This window comes from Mycobacterium florentinum, assembly GCF_010730355.1.
Classification (GTDB): Bacteria; Actinomycetota; Actinomycetes; order Mycobacteriales; family Mycobacteriaceae; genus Mycobacterium; species Mycobacterium florentinum.
The window spans coordinates 663,136-679,743 of sequence record NZ_AP022576.1; the positions used below are offsets into that span (position 1 = coordinate 663,136).

At 66.0% G+C, this 16,608-nt stretch carries 14 protein-coding genes and 1 riboswitch; of the genes, 1 reads left to right on the forward strand and 13 read right to left on the reverse strand.

Annotation, left to right across the window (positions count from 1 at the left end):
- Window positions 1-49 precede the first annotated feature (49 nt).
- Window positions 50-1,282, reverse strand: a complete 1,233-nt coding sequence (locus G6N55_RS03260) for a PPE family protein (RefSeq protein WP_085224242.1) — start codon at window positions 1,280-1,282, stop codon at window positions 50-52.
- A gap of 568 nt (window positions 1,283-1,850) precedes the next feature.
- On the opposite strand from G6N55_RS03260, the gene G6N55_RS03265 reads away from it, so the two are divergent.
- Window positions 1,851-2,201 (forward strand): hypothetical protein, encoded by a 351-nt coding sequence (locus tag G6N55_RS03265; RefSeq protein WP_139826971.1) that lies wholly within the window; start codon window positions 1,851-1,853, stop codon window positions 2,199-2,201.
- A 112-nt stretch (window positions 2,202-2,313) separates the two neighbouring features.
- Here the strand turns inward: G6N55_RS03265 and G6N55_RS03270 are convergent, their stop codons facing one another.
- The 12 genes from G6N55_RS03270 to G6N55_RS03325 all read right to left on the reverse strand — a co-directional run bounded on the left by G6N55_RS03270 (window position 2,314) and on the right by G6N55_RS03325 (window position 16,315).
- Entirely contained in the window at window positions 2,314-2,670 is a 357-nt protein-coding gene (locus G6N55_RS03270) for a DUF732 domain-containing protein (protein WP_085224240.1), read from the reverse strand.
- Between the two features lie 6 nt (window positions 2,671-2,676).
- Complete coding sequence (locus G6N55_RS03275; RefSeq protein WP_085224238.1) at window positions 2,677-3,879, reverse strand: PPE family protein; 1,203 nt, start codon at window positions 3,877-3,879, stop codon at window positions 2,677-2,679.
- 21 nt (window positions 3,880-3,900) lie between these two features.
- The gene (locus tag G6N55_RS03280) at window positions 3,901-5,100 is read right to left on the reverse strand and encodes a PPE family protein (protein ID WP_085224236.1); all 1,200 of its coding nucleotides are present in this window, start codon (window positions 5,098-5,100) and stop codon (window positions 3,901-3,903) included.
- Window positions 5,101-5,455: 355 nt separating this feature from the next.
- Window positions 5,456-5,629, reverse strand: a riboswitch (M-box (ykoK) riboswitch).
- Window positions 5,630-5,759: 130 nt separating this feature from the next.
- Window positions 5,760-7,592 (reverse strand): type VII secretion AAA-ATPase EccA, encoded by a 1,833-nt coding sequence (gene eccA, locus G6N55_RS03285; RefSeq protein ID WP_085224234.1) that lies wholly within the window; start codon window positions 7,590-7,592, stop codon window positions 5,760-5,762.
- A complete protein-coding gene (gene eccE, locus G6N55_RS03290) occupies window positions 7,589-8,788 on the reverse strand; it encodes a type VII secretion protein EccE (protein WP_085224232.1) in 1,200 nt (399 codons plus the stop codon). The genes eccA and eccE overlap by 4 nt, the downstream gene beginning before the upstream one ends.
- Window positions 8,789-8,807: 19 nt before the next feature.
- Window positions 8,808-10,709, reverse strand: a complete 1,902-nt coding sequence (locus G6N55_RS03295) for a type VII secretion-associated serine protease mycosin (RefSeq protein WP_085224230.1) — start codon at window positions 10,707-10,709, stop codon at window positions 8,808-8,810.
- A complete protein-coding gene (gene eccD, locus G6N55_RS03300; protein WP_085224228.1) occupies window positions 10,687-12,198 on the reverse strand; it encodes a type VII secretion integral membrane protein EccD in 1,512 nt (503 codons plus the stop codon). Before eccD ends, G6N55_RS03295 begins: the two co-directional genes overlap by 23 nt.
- A gap of 260 nt (window positions 12,199-12,458) precedes the next feature.
- The gene (locus tag G6N55_RS03305; protein WP_085224226.1) at window positions 12,459-13,361 is read right to left on the reverse strand and encodes an ESX secretion-associated protein EspG; all 903 of its coding nucleotides are present in this window, start codon (window positions 13,359-13,361) and stop codon (window positions 12,459-12,461) included.
- A gap of 91 nt (window positions 13,362-13,452) precedes the next feature.
- Window positions 13,453-13,737, reverse strand: a complete 285-nt coding sequence (locus G6N55_RS03310; RefSeq protein WP_066824871.1) for a WXG100 family type VII secretion target — start codon at window positions 13,735-13,737, stop codon at window positions 13,453-13,455.
- 48 nt (window positions 13,738-13,785) lie between these two features.
- Window positions 13,786-14,082 carry a WXG100 family type VII secretion target gene (locus tag G6N55_RS03315; RefSeq protein WP_025735564.1) on the reverse strand — a complete coding sequence of 99 codons (297 nt, stop codon included), beginning with the start codon at window positions 14,080-14,082 and terminating at the stop codon, window positions 13,786-13,788.
- Between the two features lie 232 nt (window positions 14,083-14,314).
- On the reverse strand, window positions 14,315-14,614 hold the full coding sequence (locus G6N55_RS03320) for a PE family protein (protein ID WP_085224224.1): 300 nt from the start codon (window positions 14,612-14,614) through the stop codon (window positions 14,315-14,317).
- Window positions 14,615-15,088: 474 nt separating this feature from the next.
- A complete protein-coding gene (locus G6N55_RS03325; protein ID WP_269474044.1) occupies window positions 15,089-16,315 on the reverse strand; it encodes a PPE family protein in 1,227 nt (408 codons plus the stop codon).
- Between the last annotated feature and the right edge of the window lie 293 nt (window positions 16,316-16,608).

Below are 16,608 nucleotides of genomic sequence, written 5' to 3' on the forward strand. Positions count from 1 at the left end.
AAAGCCGGGCTGGACGGAGCTGGTTTGTGGTGCGCCGTGTTCATCGCGATCAGTCCTCCAGAGCCGGGATCACGATGATCGTGGCGGCGGCGGGGTCGGCCTCGGCAACAAGCCCACCCAGGGCCGCTGCCGTGGCGGCGTTGCCGCTTACCGTGTGGGTCGAGGTGGCGGCGACGGCACGACCCGCCAGGCTCGACAACGCCATCTGGCTGAAGACGCCTTCCTCGCCGATCATTGCCGCGGGCGCGGCCGACAAGTTGGCGGGCAGCGACTGCGCAAGCATCCTGATGTTCGGGGCCGCCTCGGTCCAGCCCTGGGGCACCGACATGCCTCCTACCAAAGCCGATTTGCCCATCGACCCGGTGACCGGAGCTCCACTGACGGCGGAGCTCAGCATGGGGTGAACGGCGCTGGGCACCCTCATCAGCGGCTCCAACGCCCCCTTGATGGCTTTCGGCCCGGCCAGATAGGCCGCGGCACTTTGCCCGTTCTGACCCCAGGCGTAGGCCTGCCCGAACGACAGGAACGGGCCACCCGGGATCGAGGACCAGGACTGGGGCGAGAACACCCCGGTGACGGCCGACCAAATGGTGTTCCAGTTCGTCACGGCGGGCGGCACCGTCAACCCCGCCGACGGATCGGCCGCCGCCGCGACATTCGTCGTCACGGCCTGGGAAAGTTGCAGGGCGGTGCGGCTGCCCGAAGTGCTGCTGGACTGGGCCACCGCGGCCGCCTGCATCCCCGAACCGGAGTCGTTCGTGGTCCGCGGGGGCTCGGTGAACGGCTGCAGCTGCGACGCCGTCGCCGACGACCCGGCATACCCGTACATCGCGGCGGCGTCCTGCGCCCACATCTCCATGTACTGGGCTTCGGTGGCCGCGATAGCCGGAGTGTTCTGGCCCAGGATGTTGGTGGCGACCAACGACGCGAGCAGCGAGCGGTTGGCCGCGATGACGGGCGGCGGTACCGTCGCCGCGAAGGCCGCCTCGTAGGCGCCCGCGGCGAGCTTGGCCTGGGTGGCCGCCTGTTCAGCCTGGGCTCCCGTCGTGCTCATCCACTGCACGTACGGGGCCGCGGACGCGGCCATCGCGATCGAGGAGGGACCGGTCCACGGCCCGACGGACAGGTTTTGAATCGTCGAGCCGTACAGGGCCGCAGTCGAATAGAGCTCGGCAGCCAACTCGTCCCAGGCGGCCGCGGCGGCCAACAACGGCCCCGCACCCGCACCGACATACATTCGACCGGAGTTGATCTCCGGTGGTAACGCCCCGAAGTCCAACATTTTTACCTCCGCTCCCTCATTTGGCCGCCATGGTAGGCGCGGTTTCACAGCCCTCGCCGCAAACGCGCCGCAGCTCTAATGAAATACATCGAATCCACGTTGTATTACACGTGCTTAACGACAACAGGTTCATACTCTCCTGGCTGAAATTCCCCAAGATCCTCGTCCGGTCCAGCTTCGGGCGCGAGGCCCCAATATTGCAATCATTGTGGCCAGAAATTATGCGCGACGCGTTCCCGTCGGGTAATCGCGGTGTAAAAAAGAAATGTCATTGTGGTGAGCACTCGTGTGAGAACGCAGGCGTGACACAGCTAACAGTGAGGACAACAAACTACCTGGTTACCCCAACTGTTGCCAGCACACAGCGACGGACCATGGGAGTCCGCCATATTGAGGCTTCGGCGAATACAGCGCCTGATCGATGCCAACCGCAATCGAGTTGCTTGCCATTCAATGTTATTGTCGCCGACTTGATCGCGAGTTCTTCGACCTCCCATCCTATAGCGCCGAATAATTTGCTTTAGGGAACACAAAAACACCCGAACATTGAGATTACCGTTCCCGATTTATGGACGAACTCAGACGTCCATCAATTTCATACACAGCGACAATCGACGGCACGATTGGTGCTTGCCAAATTGCTGCCGATCGTCAAAACTTTTCGCCCGCAGGTATTCGCGTGGCAGTTTATGCCGTGGAAATTCAGGCCCGGCCGCGCGACGAACTCCCGGTGCGCCATTGCCCTGGCGTTGTCCCAAAAGCCCCCTGCGCCAAGCGCATCGCCCGGGCCGGACTAGGGCTCGGCCTCCGGTGCGGCGGCGTGCGCGCGGACCGGCACCCCGAGGTCGTCGAAGGCGCCGAATTTATAGGCAATGGTCATACTGAGCTCCCCTACATTTCACCTAACGTAAACATGTAGAACTGCTACGAGGCTTATTGGCTTCTGAAGGTTCGCTGTGAGGGTTGGCGACTCAACAAAGTGCCGCGATCGGCGGTGGCCGAGAAGGTGTAACCGGGGCTGGCGCCCGCGGTTAGCCGCCCCCGCCGCCCCCGGCATCGCCGGTGCCAGGGTTGGTGCCGCCGCTGTCGGTGGAGAGGCGTTCGGGGCAGTAGGCCATGGCGGCCGCCTTGGCGAATTTGGCGGCGCTGGTCATCGTGAATGCGGGGTTGAGGTCGCGGATGTCGCGGATGATGTCCAGCTGCGACGTCCCGGAGTTGGCTAGGTCGCAGACTTTTTGGCCGGCTTTGATCGCATGCTCCGGATCGTGATAGGTGATGCCCGCGTTGTTGAGCGCTGCGAGGAAGGCGTCGTCAGCCGGATCGGCATGTGCCGGTGCGGCCAGGCCGATCAGGGTGACGACGCTTGCCAGAAATGGTAGGGCCTTCATGGGTCGCTATCCGGCGGCGGGCGGGCGCCCAATGACGCGGGGCCGGAAGCCGTAGATCGGATCGGCGAACTCGTCCTCGTGCGAACCCGGGATGCCGGCCAGCGGAACCCCGGGCATGCCCACTGCCCCGGCTTCTTCCATCACCATCGGGGTAGCGGCGCCGAAGCTGTGGTACGCCCCGGCTCCGACCTGAGTCGTCGCCGCAACCGTGCTGACGGTTGCCCCGGTACCTGCCCAGGTCGGCGGGACCGACAGGGCCCCAACCAGACTTGCCTGTCCCACTGCCGCGGTCGCAGCCGCGCCCGGCAGGCTCGTCACAGACGACACGGCAGCGGCAGTGCGCAGACCGGCGGACAGATCTTCCAGGCCCGAGGTGGTCGCGCTTTGTACGGCCCCGCTTGCGGCGGCCGTGGCGGCCGGATCGATGATTGTCGTCGGGTTCAGAATGCCGTTGGTGGTGAAACCGTTGGAGATGCCGGAGACCGACGCGTTGTTGAGGAAGGCGCCGATGAGGTTCGGGTTGGAATTGCTCAGGAAGTTCATCACCCCGGCAAGCCCCTCGGTGGAGGTATTCGAATTAGGCGACAGACCCAGCCAATCCCAGATGCTCGTCGCCTGAGCGGCCGGGGCGGCCAGCGTGGCATTGTTGACGGCGTCGGCCTGCAACGCCGTTGCATCCGCGGTGGTGTCGGCCTGGGGATCGCTGAACGTCGTCATGGTGCTGGCTGTGCGCGAGGCGGCGGTGTAGCTGGTCATCGCCGAGGCGTCTTGGGCCCACATCTCGCCGTATTGGGCCTCGGTGGCCGCGATTGCCCCGGTGTTCTGCCCAAAGATGTTGCTGGCCACCAGGTTTGCCTGCAGCGTGCGGTTGGCCGCCACGACCGGTGGGGGCACCGTCGCGGCAAACGCCGCCTCGTACGCGGCCGCGGCCGCGTTGGCTTGAACGCCGGCCTGCTCGGCCTGAGCCGCGGTGGTGTCCAGCCACGCCACATACGGCTGGACGGCCGCAGCCATCTTCGCCGACGCCGGACCCAGCCAGCCCTCGCTGACCAGCGAGTTGATTACAGCCTCGTAATTGGTTGCCGCCGAACGCAATTCAGCAGCCAAGGCATTCCATGCGGCCGCGGCCGCCAGCATCGATCCCGACCCGGCACCGGCATACATCTTGGCCGAGTTGACTTCAGGCGGTAACGCCCCAAAATTCAGCATGACATCTCCTTCTGAAGTCTCTTAACCGGCGGCCGGTGGACGTGGCATGACGACGGGCCTAAACCCGTACCTGGGGATGGCGCGGCGCAACCTCTTCCCGGTCCCACCCAGCGGGCCGGCAACACCGCCCGGCCCGCCCGCGGCGGGCGTCCCAGACGACCCGATATCACTAAGGCCGGTGACCGGCGCCGGACCTTGGCCCGGGGTGATATTGGCTGCGGAGGCCCAGGTCTGGGGTACCGACATCGAACCCACCAGATGCGCGTTACCAATTCCCGCCGATGCGCCACCCATGCTCACCGACCCCACCGAGTTGGCGGTCAAGCTGGTGGTGGCGGCCTCGGCGCCGGCGGTGAAGTCGTCTAGACCGCCGAGCGTCGTGGCGGTCGTCTGCAGGAAATTGAAACCCTCGACCGTTCCAATGATGGACTGCGGGTTGAACGGGCCACCGGCGATCGTGCCGTTCAGAATGTTGTTGCTGAAGAAGTTACTCCCCAAGAAACTCCCCAGCGCGGTGTTGTTCGACCCATCCAACAGACCCGTCAGATAGTCACTGATCGGCCCCTGCGGCGCGGCGAAAGCATTGACGTCGTTGGCCGACACGTCGTTGGCCGACAGCATCGATTGCGTATTCCCGGCTGCTGTGTTGACTGCTTGCGAGACGGCCTCGTTTTGTCCCGTCACCGCGTCCGGAGTGGTGTTGGTCTGCGGCGAGGTGAACGACTCCATTCGTGCCGCGGAGTTCGACGCCGCGGCGTAGCCGTTCATCGCCCCGGCGTCCTGCGCCCACATCTCCATGTACTGGGCCTCGGTGGCCGCGATCGCCGGGGTGTTCTGCCCGAAGATGTTGGAGGCCACCAGGTTCGCCAACAGGGTCCGGTTAGCCGCCACGACCGGCGGGGGCACCGTCATCGCGAACGCGGCCTCGAAAGCGGTCGCGGCAGCGTTTGCTTGCATACCGGTCTGCTCGGCCTGCGCCGCAGTGGTATTCAGCCACGCGAGAAATTGCGCGGCTGCGGCCAACATCGACGTCGACGATGGGCCGTTCCAGCCAACGCTGATCAGCTCCCTGATGACCGACTCGTAATCGGTTGCTGCCGAACGCATCTCGGCTCCCAGTGCATTCCAGGCGGCGGCAGCGGCCAGCAACGGTCCCGAGCCGGGGCCGGCATACATTCTGGTCGAATTGACTTCCGGCGGTAAGGCCGCAAAATCCAGCATGATTCCCCCTCGGCGCCTAACAGGTGGCCGCTACGTCGGCTGCCTCGGTGGCCGCACACGAACCGGCTGTGGCTTGTACGTTGACAGAGCTCATCGGAGTTCTCCTCAGGAATAAGGGTGAGCCGGAGACGCGACCCTTGCCAGGACATACACCGATTGCGCAACGTGGGTAGGCGACTCGGTGCAAGCCGATAGGCGAGAGCGACGCCATAGTCGGCTCGAACGAAACGTCATCGATCGAGAATATGGACTATCAGCGGGATTAATTTCGTTCTCACCTCCTCATCGCCTGGGCACACCGAGATGCCATTTATTCTGCACGAAGAGGTGGGGACACCCGGCGCGTTCGCCGGATCCGGCACCCCTCTCATCAGAGCTTCGGCACCACACTGCGTATCCGGCGAAACGCCAGAAGCCACTTGGGCTCAACCCTTAAGCCGGGAAGAGCTGTCCTGACCCTGGGCGTCTTTCGACGTTTGGGGTCAGTGGCCTGTATCCGTAATGGAAGCCTCACCTAACGAGGTGCTTGCACACGCCATCGTGGCATTCGAGACAGAGTGAGTCAAGCTTGCTGCGAGGCGTTTGCAACAATTCACTGCCGCGCTACGCGCACGCCGTTCGGAATTCCTGCGGCAGTGTTAGCAGTTAGCCGGAGACCGCTAGCTCGACTTCTTCTCGGCGACTGCCGCGCTGAGGCCCTCGAGCAGGTCCTCCCCGCTGAGCTCCCTGAACCGAAGCAACTGAAGCTCGGTGAATTCGGTGGTGTCGGCGGCCAATACCGCGTCGAGGTCCTCGTCGTCGAGACGGAAACTCCGGTGGTCGCGGGCCTTCTCCACCACATTTCGCACGAAGCCGGCATTACCGAGCGTGTCGATTCCGCGAATCAAGTCCCCGTCCTCCGAGTAGCTCTCGTCGAGATAGAACCTGGTGTACGAGGGCAGCAGATCCTGCGCCGCCTCCTCGGTGATGACGTCTTCGTTCTCCTGGCCCATCAAGCGGGTCAGGGCGACCAGCTCGTCCGGCGTGTAGCTGAAGAACTCGATGACGGTCGAAAAGCGCCGGCGCAGACCCTGGTTCACCTCGAGCATCTTGTCCATCGCCTTGGCATAGCCGGCGCCGAAGACCACCAGATCGTCGCGATGGTTCTCCATGTACAGCAGCAACGTGTTGATGATCGCGTTGCCGTACGGGTCACCCTGTTGGTAGCCCTTTTCGTGCAACGTGTGCATCTCGTCGAAGAAGACGGCGCCGCCCAACGCTTCCTCGAGCATCTCCTCGGTGTTCTTCTCGGCGTCGGCCATGTAGCGGCCCAACAGCTTGGTCCGGCTGGTCTCCACCACCACGGGCTTGCGCAGCACGGTCAACCCGCACAGCTGCTTGCTGAAAGCGCGTGCCACCGAGGTCTTTCCGGTCCCGGGCGGCCCGAGCAACAGGGTGTGGCGCGAGGTCACGGGCACCGGAAGGCCCATCTTCGCGCGGGCCAAATTCACCCTGGTCGTGGACTTGATGAGTTTGATCTCGCGCTTGGCTCGCTCCATGCCCAGCATGGCGTTGAGCTCCTCGTCGCCCTCTTCCAGGTATTTGGCCGCCGTCTCGGCCTGCCGGGCCGCCTCGTTCTCTTCCCGGGTCGGAGCGCTGTCCGGGTCCCATGGGTCGGTGCGGGCTTCGATGGTCTCCGGATCGGTCAGCACCAACTGGTAGTTGGGGTTGTCGAGGGCCTCGCGGGCCGGGCCGAACTTGGGGTCCCGCGAGTACACCCGGCGCAGCACCTCGACGGCTTCTTCCTCGCGTCCGAGGTGCCGCAGGCACATGCCCTGGGTGTACAGGGCGACGTTGGCCGCGCCCGGTACCCGATCCGCCTCGATGGCGTCTTGGCTGCGCCGGACCGCCTCCTCGAACACGCCGAGCGACGCCAGCGCGGTGGTCGCCATCGCGGCGCCGGCGGCCTTCAACTCGGGGTTGCGCCAGATCTTTCCCTCGGGGAATTGTGCGAGCACGTCCGGCCATCGCCCGGCGCGGAAGTAGAGAATCCCGCGCACGTAGGCGATCAGCTCTTCGTCGATGGGCTGGCGGGGTTCGATGCCATCGAGCAGCTTGACGGCTTCCTCGTAGCGCTTCGCCTCCGCGAGCACTGCCGCGTACGCGCACGCGAGCGACTCCACGCTGAGGACCGCCAGCCGCAGAAACAACCCGTCGGAGACGTCGGGATGAAACTGCATTTCCGTGACACCGAGCCGACGGGTTTCCCAGCCGAACGTGCCGACCGCCGCCCAGGCACCGGAAACCACCTCGATGCTCTGGTCACCGGCCAGCAGCCGTGCCAGCCAGGCATCGCACATCGCCGGGTCGCGGGTGGTGGCCGTGGTGAACATCCGCAGCGCCACTTGCGGGTTGTGGCTGGGCTGCAGCCCGTTGACGGAGATTCCCGACGCCAACAGGCCGGCGACCATCGCGTTACGGGCGTCCTCCGCCGCCGATTGCGGGCGGCTCATTGACCTGTAAGCAAGCGCTCAGCGCCCTCCCGCACCTGGCCTACCTGGAGCACTAAATCGTCGTCGGGAAGCAGACCCCGGGTGGGCACGACCAGCAACGGGCGAGTCGTCGGAGCGGGCAGGCTGGCGCGTACCGCGGCCAACTGGCGGCCGGTGAGCCGGTTGAGTCCGGACGACACTCCCCTCGGCAGCCGGCTATCGCTGTGGTAACGCACCCAGCCCGAAACCTGGGGCCGGCCGTCGTCGGCGGTGAGCTGAATGGTCACCACGGTCGCCTCGGCGTCGGGCAGCCACAGCTCCTCCAGTGTCTCGGTGGTGATGTCCGACGGCGTCAACCAGAAGCTGGTCGCGAACCCGTTGAAGTGCTTGAGGTAACGCCAGCCGGGGCGGCTCCAGGTCGGTTCCAGGTCCGCCAGCACGGCACTGTCGACCTCGGCGATCCCCTCGGAGGTCAACGGCCGGGGCGTGCAACCGGGCGCGTCGAGATCCTGGACCAGCCGCTCGGTGGCCGCGACCAGCGTGGAAGCCAGCGAGTCACGGGCCGCGACCGCCGCGACGTTGGACTGCGGGTTCATCCGCAGCACCAGCCAGGTGCGGCGCACGTACGACGCGGGCTGATCGCTGACCAGCCCCCACTCTTCGGGACCCAACTTGTCGAGTTTGGACAATTCGGCGGCATTGCCGCCACGGCGCATTTGCACCGAGACGATGTCGATGCCCTCGAGGTTGACGTCGAACTGGCGCAGGCCGGCGGCAGCCGAGCGAACCAGCAGGCTGGCCGGCGGCGCGCTCTTCTGGCGGTGGTGGCGCGAGGCCGGGTCGTCGTCGCCGTCCAGCGCGATCACGGTGACCAGGCGGCCGTCGTACTCGCGCACCCCCACCTTGTCGCGTCCGAATCGGCGCTGGTAGTCGAGGGCGGGCGTGCACCCCGCGGCCAGCGTGGTGCCCGGGTCGGCGGACCAGTCCCACAGCCAGCCCGCCAAGCCGGAGGTCACGGTGAGGCCGTGATGGGTGACCAGCGACAGCAACGCGATGATCGCCGAGATGCCGACCCCCACCCACCAGGCGATGTGGTGCTCGCCCTGCCACGAGTCGGGGCAGTGACTGGCGATCAACAGGATGCCGACGATGACCAAGAACACGACCGTGACTCGCGCCCACGACAAGGACAACCCAAACCTGCGCTGAGCCTTCATTGCTTTTACTGCTCCGCCCTTATTGTTGCTGCCTGCGGCGCTTCATCAACGTCGCGATACCGAATACTGCGCCGCCTATCAGGAGTGCTCCGGTCAATCCCCCGGCCGCCACCCACACCGGCAGCATGTCGCGGTGCGGAGGCGGTTTGGGCACATTCAACGGTATCGACAGTTGCTGTGGCGGCTTCAGCGGGCCGTCGGGAATGTCCCAGGTCAATGCTGCTACCGGGTCGATGACGCCGTAACCGAGCTGGTTGTCGACCCCGCGCGACGGTGCCCGCGCGGAGCGCTCCAGCCGGTTGATCACTTGATATGCGGACAGCTGGGGGTACTTGGCGCGGACCAGTGCGGCCACCCCGGACACGATCGCGGCCGAGAAGCTGGTGCCGCTGGGAACCAGCAGCGAGTTGTCCGGCCCGTCGATCGCGTTGATCAGGCCGTCATCGCGCGGCGAGAGCCCGATAACGTCACTTCCGGGCGCGGCGATCCCGACCCACGGACCGGCGACGCTCGACGGCCCCTGCCCCTGACTGCCCTGTGTCTGCGGGTGACCCTCGGAATCCACCGCGCCGACGGTCAAGACGTAGTCGCTGAACCAGGAGGGCGTCACCACGGTGGTGACGGCATTCCAGTCGCGCGGGTCTTTGGGCTTGAGCGGGTCGAAGATCGGGTTCTGCTTGCAGTCCTTTTTGCTGGTGTCGCCGGCGGCGGCCACGATGACGGCGTTGCGGTCGACCGCCGCATAGCGGACGGCCGCTCCCAGTGCGCGCTGATCGATGATGTTGCGCGCACTCATGCAGGTCACATCGGAGATGTTGATCACCGAGGCCCCCATGTTGGCCGCGTGCACGATCGCGCGTGCCATCGTCTCGACGCCGGAGATCTTCGCCGACGTCTGCGGGTCCTCGTCGCCGGTGTAGGCGTCCTTGAGGCCGAAGGCCTGGCTGGACTGGCGGATCGAGATGATGTCCACGTCGGGGGCGATACCGCTGTAGGCGTCGGGCCCCGCGGACGGTGCCGGCGGTGGTGGCGCCGGCGGTGCCGGCGGTGCCGGCGGCGCCAGCGGGTGCGGATTGCCGACGTGAATCGTCTGGCCGCCACCGGAGTAGCTCGGGATCGTCACCGTGCCGCCGCCGTGGTTGGCGGCTCCCGGGTTAGCCGGGCCGGGCGGCGGACCGACCGGGGCCGCCGGTGCTTGTGCCGGGGCTTGCGGCGCCGCCGGGGCGCCAGGCGCGGCAGGTGCGGCCGGCGCTTGCTCGGACGGCGACGCCGGAGCCGCGGGTGGTTGCGGCATCCACGGTGGCAGGTTCTCCTGAGGCGGCGGAGCGGGCACCATCGTCACCGTCTGCGGCAATGGCGACAGCGTCACGGTCTGCGGCGGCGGAGCTTTCGGCGGCGCTTCAGTGGTGGGAATGGTCACCGGCTTGCGCGGCCCCGCCACCGGCGGCGGTGGTGCGCCGTTGGCCGGCGCCGCGCCGATCATCGACGCCACGATGGTGCCGTGCGCGTCGCAGTCGGACAACCCGTCGCCGCCCATGATGTAGTCCCCGCCGGGAATCAGATGCGGAAACCGGGGGTGCGGCGTCACACCCGTGTCGATGACGGCGACCTTGATCCCCGCGCCGCGGCCGAATTGCCATGCCTCCTGCATATTCAGCATGTCCATGTACTTCGGCTGCAGCTTGAAATCGGTGCCGGGCAGCACGCCGACCTCGGTGCAGTACGAGTTCTGCTTCATCGGCGCCGGCGGACCCGGCGGACCGTCCGGCGGCACCGCCGCCGGGTCGATCGTCGGCGGCGATATCGCGTAGGCGGGCGGTAACCCGGCTAGTGAACCCGATGTGAGCAGGAGTGCGGCGATCGCCGCACGGGAAGCGCGCCTACGCCACACCTTGCCGTTACCGGTACCGGATCGCTGCATAAACATTCATCAACCACAACGCCAGCGGGAAGATTGGCATCAGGCAGACGTATTCAATCCATTCCACGAACTTGCGGAACAGCGGGCTGTAGATGCTGTTCGGCACGACCGCCGCAGACACCAGGCCAGCCGCGGGCAGCAGCACCAGGATTCCCACGCAGACCGACACCGAGAGCGGCGACTGCAGTTCCAGTGCGTAGCGCACCACGACTGTCGCGACGATCGCCACGGACGTCCCGGCCAGGGTGATCGCCTGCAGGCGATCCACGTAGGAACGGCCGCGCAGCATCAGGAAGCCCGCGCTGAAGCCGGCCAGCAGCAGCGGCAGCCACCGTTGCCCGGTGTGCGGGTCAGACAGCCCCGCCAGCGACACCACCATCAGCACGCCGAAGCCGAGCAGCAGGCCCGACAGGAACGACCGGGCACGTTCGGCTTGCAACAGCACGTCGCGCACCGATGCGGGTCCCTCGAGGACCGGCGGGCCGCCGCCGGTGCGGGTCACGGTGGTGGGCAGATCGGGCCGGGCCTCGAAGACCCAGCGGCTGGTGGCCGACGGGAACACCGGCAGCCGGATACCGGACAGCCGGCGCGACATGGCCGGTGCGCACTGGTAACCGATCACGCAGACCAGCACGATGGTGGTCAGCATGGTGACGGCGCTGGTCATCGCGACCATGCGCGCCAGGGCCGCGATCGTTGTCAGCGAGCTGACGGTGATGATCGCGGTGTACAACCCGAGCCGACGTCCGGTGAACCGCAGCGCCAGGATCGCGGCAATGGTGAGGACACCGAAGCCCAACACCGCATGCGGCGATCCGACCCCGCCGGGTGGCGCTCCGGCCGCGGCGATCGCCAGCGGTCCAAGGCTGCTTACCAGCATGATGTCGGCGACGCGCCGATCGGCCTGCGTCTGGGCGCGCATCAGCAGCATCGTCGAAACGCCCAGCGCGACGGCGGCGATGGCAGCGGCGTAGATGGTGGTCAGCCACGAGTTGTGGTGCCAGCGCCACCAGCCCAGCAACACCGAGGCCAGGAGAACGCCGCCGGCCACCATCGAGGCGCCGACCTGTACCGCAACGACCGGGTCGATCGCGGCGAACCGCTTGCTCAGGTTCTGCGAGACGGCGGTGGAAATGTGCTCGATGACCTGGGAGCGCTTCTCGGTGTCCGCGACGAACCGGATCCACAAGCGATCGCCGTCGAGGACGTCCTGCTCGGTCAGCGACTGGGTGGCCCGCAACGGCGAACCGTCGACCAGGCACAACGCCCACTTGCCGCGACCCGTCGCCTCCAGCGGAGTCTCGCCGAGCTCGCGCAGGCGGCTGTTGACCACCTTCAGCAGCGGGTCGGTCATCACCGAGACCGGGGCGTTGGCGTCCAACAGAACGCCGATCTGGACACCCTCGCCGGCCATGATGCCAACTACGACTGCCCGTGGCTGTGAGATTCCCTCAATATCAGCCTGTGGCGCATCAGCTACCGCAGTCATCGGGCTGCACCCCCTGTCGTGGTGAACGTGTGGCTCCGGCTCGCCAGCCGCGCGGAGGGCTCTGTCGACTTACTTACCGACGCTTCGGAAAGTAGTAGTTCGACGTTTTCCAATTTCATTTACCCTGCCTCGCGATTCGTGAATCCGGTGACACTGACTTTCATATTTGCTGCTTATTATGAGTGAAGTATGACGCCTTCGTGGCCTGGCCGCACCCCGAGTTCAAAAGCGTTACAAGCCTTAACAATTGATACTTCTCGTTACACCCTGCTGTGGGTCTTCCACTCGCCATAAGGAAGTGTGTCCAGCACGGTCTTGACGCCCACTTGTACCAGCTGCGGGGTTGCCGGGCAGATGGCCAGCCACGCCTCCCCCGAACCGGCGGTCCGCGCCTGTTGGTAAAGCGCGATACGGCCGCCCGAACCGTCCTTTAGCGAAAGCACCGAGGCACTGGGGCCTTTGGCGTCGTCTCGGTATTGGCGGGCATACACAGCAACCTCGGCTGCCGGGTCCGAAAGGGCCTGACCCAGCGCGGCAACGGTGGCGGCACTGATGCCCATCCGGCGCAGATCGCCGCCGGAGAAGACGTTGAAGCCGGACTCTTGCCACGACTTGGTGGCTTCCAGCATGTCGTCCAACGGGACGTTGACCGCGTTGATCGCGGCGGGCTCTGCGTGGTGAATCGACTCCAGGCCGTCCAGCACGAGGGCTGCGATCGACGCGCTGTCCGCGACGGCGACGTCGTCGACGGTGATATCGCCACCTACGCGAACCGCGGAGACCCAGTGCTGGCCGCGTCGTGCCAGTACCACCCGGAACTCGTTGTCCGGGATATCGCGCGAGCCCGGGGGCTGTGTCTCGTCATCCACGACGCCGTAGAGGAGCTTGCCTCGCGACAGCAGTGCAATGACCTCTAGATCTGGCGCGGCGAGCACCCGCATCCGCGCCGCTACTTCTTCATTGACCTCGTCGCCGACGACAATGCCCTGCTCACGCATCACCTTCATGCCGGGATGGTCGTTGAGCCAGTCACTGCTGTCAGTGGATACGTACGGCCGACACCGCAGCTCCGGAGCGACGTGCCGAATGTCCAGTAACGCCTGAAGCATCCAGAAGCCGTCGACGTTGACGGTGATGTCGGTGCGAGTGCTCTGTTGGTCCATCAGTACCCCAGACAATTGTTGTGCACGGTAACCGCAGGACGCGGCAGCACACCGAACCGATGGTGTGCTGCCGCGCCTGAAGTTTCGGGTGTCAGGCCCAGCTGGACCCGACGGCGCTGTCGGTGCTGGCCATGTTGTTGCCGGCCGACTGCACCTTCTGCCCGTGCTGGTTGGCCTGCTCGTAGATCACCTGGAAGTTACGACCCAACTGGGTGATGAACTCCTGGCACGCCACCGAACCGGCGCCACCCCAGAAGTCACCGGCAGCCAGCACATCGCGAACGATGGCCTGGTGCTCGGCCTCCAACGAAGCAGCCTGCGCGCGAATCAACGCACCGTGCGCGTCCACATCCCCGAACTGGTAGTTAATGCTCATAGCGTTTTCTCCTAATGTCTGAAGGTTACGCAGCCGCAGCTATGACGGCTAGTGGCTGAGGGCCTGCTGCGAGGCCTGCTCTTGCGTCTCGTAGTTGTTGGCGTCACGGATGAGCCCGTCACGCACACCGTGGAGCATGTTGACAATGTTGTTGAACGCCTGGTTCATCTGACCCATCGTGTCGTACGACGTGGCCTGCGCCTGACCACTCCAGCCCGCACCGGCGATGTTCATCGACGACGCCCACATCTTGCGAGCCTCATCCGACACCGTCTGCGCGTGCATCTCAAAACGGCCCGCCATCGCACGCATCGCGTGCGGGTCGGTCATAAAACGTGTTGCCATGTTGCCTTTCTCCTTAATTCATTGCTCGAGATTTTGTTGTGATGGATAGCGATGGTTCGGCTGAGTTACGAGTGCTGATGCAACTGCCGAACCGGGTACCTGGGGATGTTCCCCCTCTTAGCCAGCACCCACCGGACCGTCTACTCAATGAGACGGTTTGCCCGACCGTTGGGCGGCTGACGTGGAACCCACTTCAGTGTGGGTGTCCTTAGCCTCAAATGACGAAAACCAGTTAGCCGGCCGCGGCCGCGTTGGCCGCTTCAGTCGCGGCGTACGATCCGGAGCTGGTCGACAGCGTGTTCACGAACTGCTCGTGAATCGCCGTGGCCTGAGCGCTGACTGCCTGGTACATCTGTGCATGCGCGGCGAACTGAGCAGCGGTAAGTGCTGAAACCTCGTCGGCAGCTGCCGGCACCACCCCGGTCGTCGGGGCCGCCGCAGCCGCGTTTTGGGCGCTCAGAGCAGATCCGATACCCTGCAGGGTCCCGGCTGCCGCGGCCAAAGCCTCCGGCTGTGTCGTCACGAACGACATATTGTTTCCTCCTCCATGATCCCCAAACTCTCTGATGAGAGTAGATGACGGTGTTCTGCAAAGCCTGGTACGTAGACCGCCCGTTCGCAATTGTTCACGGAACGGTACGGCGAATTCACTTTTAGTAACGACACAGTAACAGCGTAAGGCCTCCTTTGGGGGTCCTGAGCAGCGAAATCGCAGCATTGACACAGAGTGACGTCCGTGGTTGTCAAGAGTCTGCTGGCAGGGGCATCGACAGATGCCGAGGTGGCTGCCCTGGGGATAAAATCTCGTCGCCGGTAACCCGCGCGAGCCGCGGCGGTATAGCTAACTGTTTCTCGCGTGCCGGGGCGCCATTCATGCGGGCTATCCGGCGCGCCAGCCAGCAGAGATGTGCTCACAGGCGCCATTGCCGCCGTCGGCCGGCAACTGCCGGCAGGTCGGCCACGCGTCAGGGAGAACACCTCTGCCGCCGCCGGGTCGATCCGGTGGTCAGCCGGCGAAGGGTGGGCGGGCCATGACCGTGGGACGGAAGCCGTACCGGGGGCCCGACGCGCCGACGCCGTGCGAGCCGCCCATACCGGCCAGTGGCATGCCGCCGAGCAGGTTGCCCGAGCCCGCGGCCTCCGGGGCCGCACTGATCGCGCTGACGGGCACCGCCGCGGCGTGGCTGACCGCCGGTGCGGCTCCCGACCACACCGCCGGGACCGACAACCGGCCGACCGAGGCCGCGTTGCCCAGACCGGCCGCCACCGCCGGCGCCGCGTGGGCACCGCCGCCGAGCATGCCGCCCAGACCGGCCAAGCCCTTGGGTGCCGCGGCCGCCGCGCTGGCCGCCGCACCACCGATGGCCCCGGTACTTTTGGCGATCTGCACACCGCTGTTACCCATACCAACGGAGAAGTACGGCAGACCCTCGGTGTTATAGGCGAAACCGGCGAACGGGCTCAGACCATTGATGAACGTCGCGAAGCTGCTGGGCAAGATCGTCTGCCCGGTCAACAGGAACCACGCCTCGGTGAACGGGTCCGTGGTCGAGGTGGTGGCCGCGGCAGCCGCGGGCGTCGCCGCTGCCTGCAGCGTGCTCGGTGTCTGCTGGATGGCATCCGCGGTCGTCTTCGCCGCGTTGCCCGCCCCGGTGGCCGACGCCGCCGACGTCGCCGCGCCCTGCTTGGCCTGGGCGTCCGCCGTGGTTACCTCGGGGGCATTCTGGAACGGGGTCACCTTGGTCGCGCTCGAGGACTGCGCCGCGTAGTTGTACATCGTGCTGGCGTCCTGGGCCCAGAACTGACCGTATTGGGCTTCGAGTTGCGCGATCACGCCGGTGTTTTGGCCCAGCACGTTGGTCTGCATCGCCTGGGCCAGCAGGGCACGGTTCTGCGCGATCACCGGCGGCGGCACCACCGACGCGAACGCGGCCTCGAACGCCGCCGACGCCGAGCTCAGCTGCTGGGCAGCCTGTTCGGCCTGCGACGCGGTGGTCTTCACCCAGGTCACATACGGAGTCAGAGCCTGGACCGCCGCGGCCGAGGCCGGCCCCAGCCACTCCTCGCTGGACAGCTGCGAGATCACGCTCTCATAGCCCAATGCGGCCGAATTCAGCTCGGCGGCAAGCGAATTCCACGCCGAGGCGGCCGTGATCAGCGACGTCGAGCCGGCGCCCGAATAAAGGCGCGCAGAGTTGACCTCCGGTGGCAACGCCCCAAAATCAATCGACATAACTGTGCCTCCTGAATGCTGGCCGGATTGCGTGCTGCCTTGAATTGCTCGCGGTGAGGTCTATGAGTTTGGCATGAGTTTCGGCTTGGCTCGACGCTAGTTGGCCGGTCCCGACGGCCGCTGCCGGCGTGCGATTCACAGTCGCGCCCGCGCGCACCCGCGACCGCGGCGCCGAGGGTGCACCGGCTTCGACCGAGCGCGGTGTGGCGAAAGCTCCGCCACACGGTTGACGTGCGACAACAATCGCCGGCCGGAGTGCGGTCACCGGGCGACCCCCACCGGCGAGGCGGCCG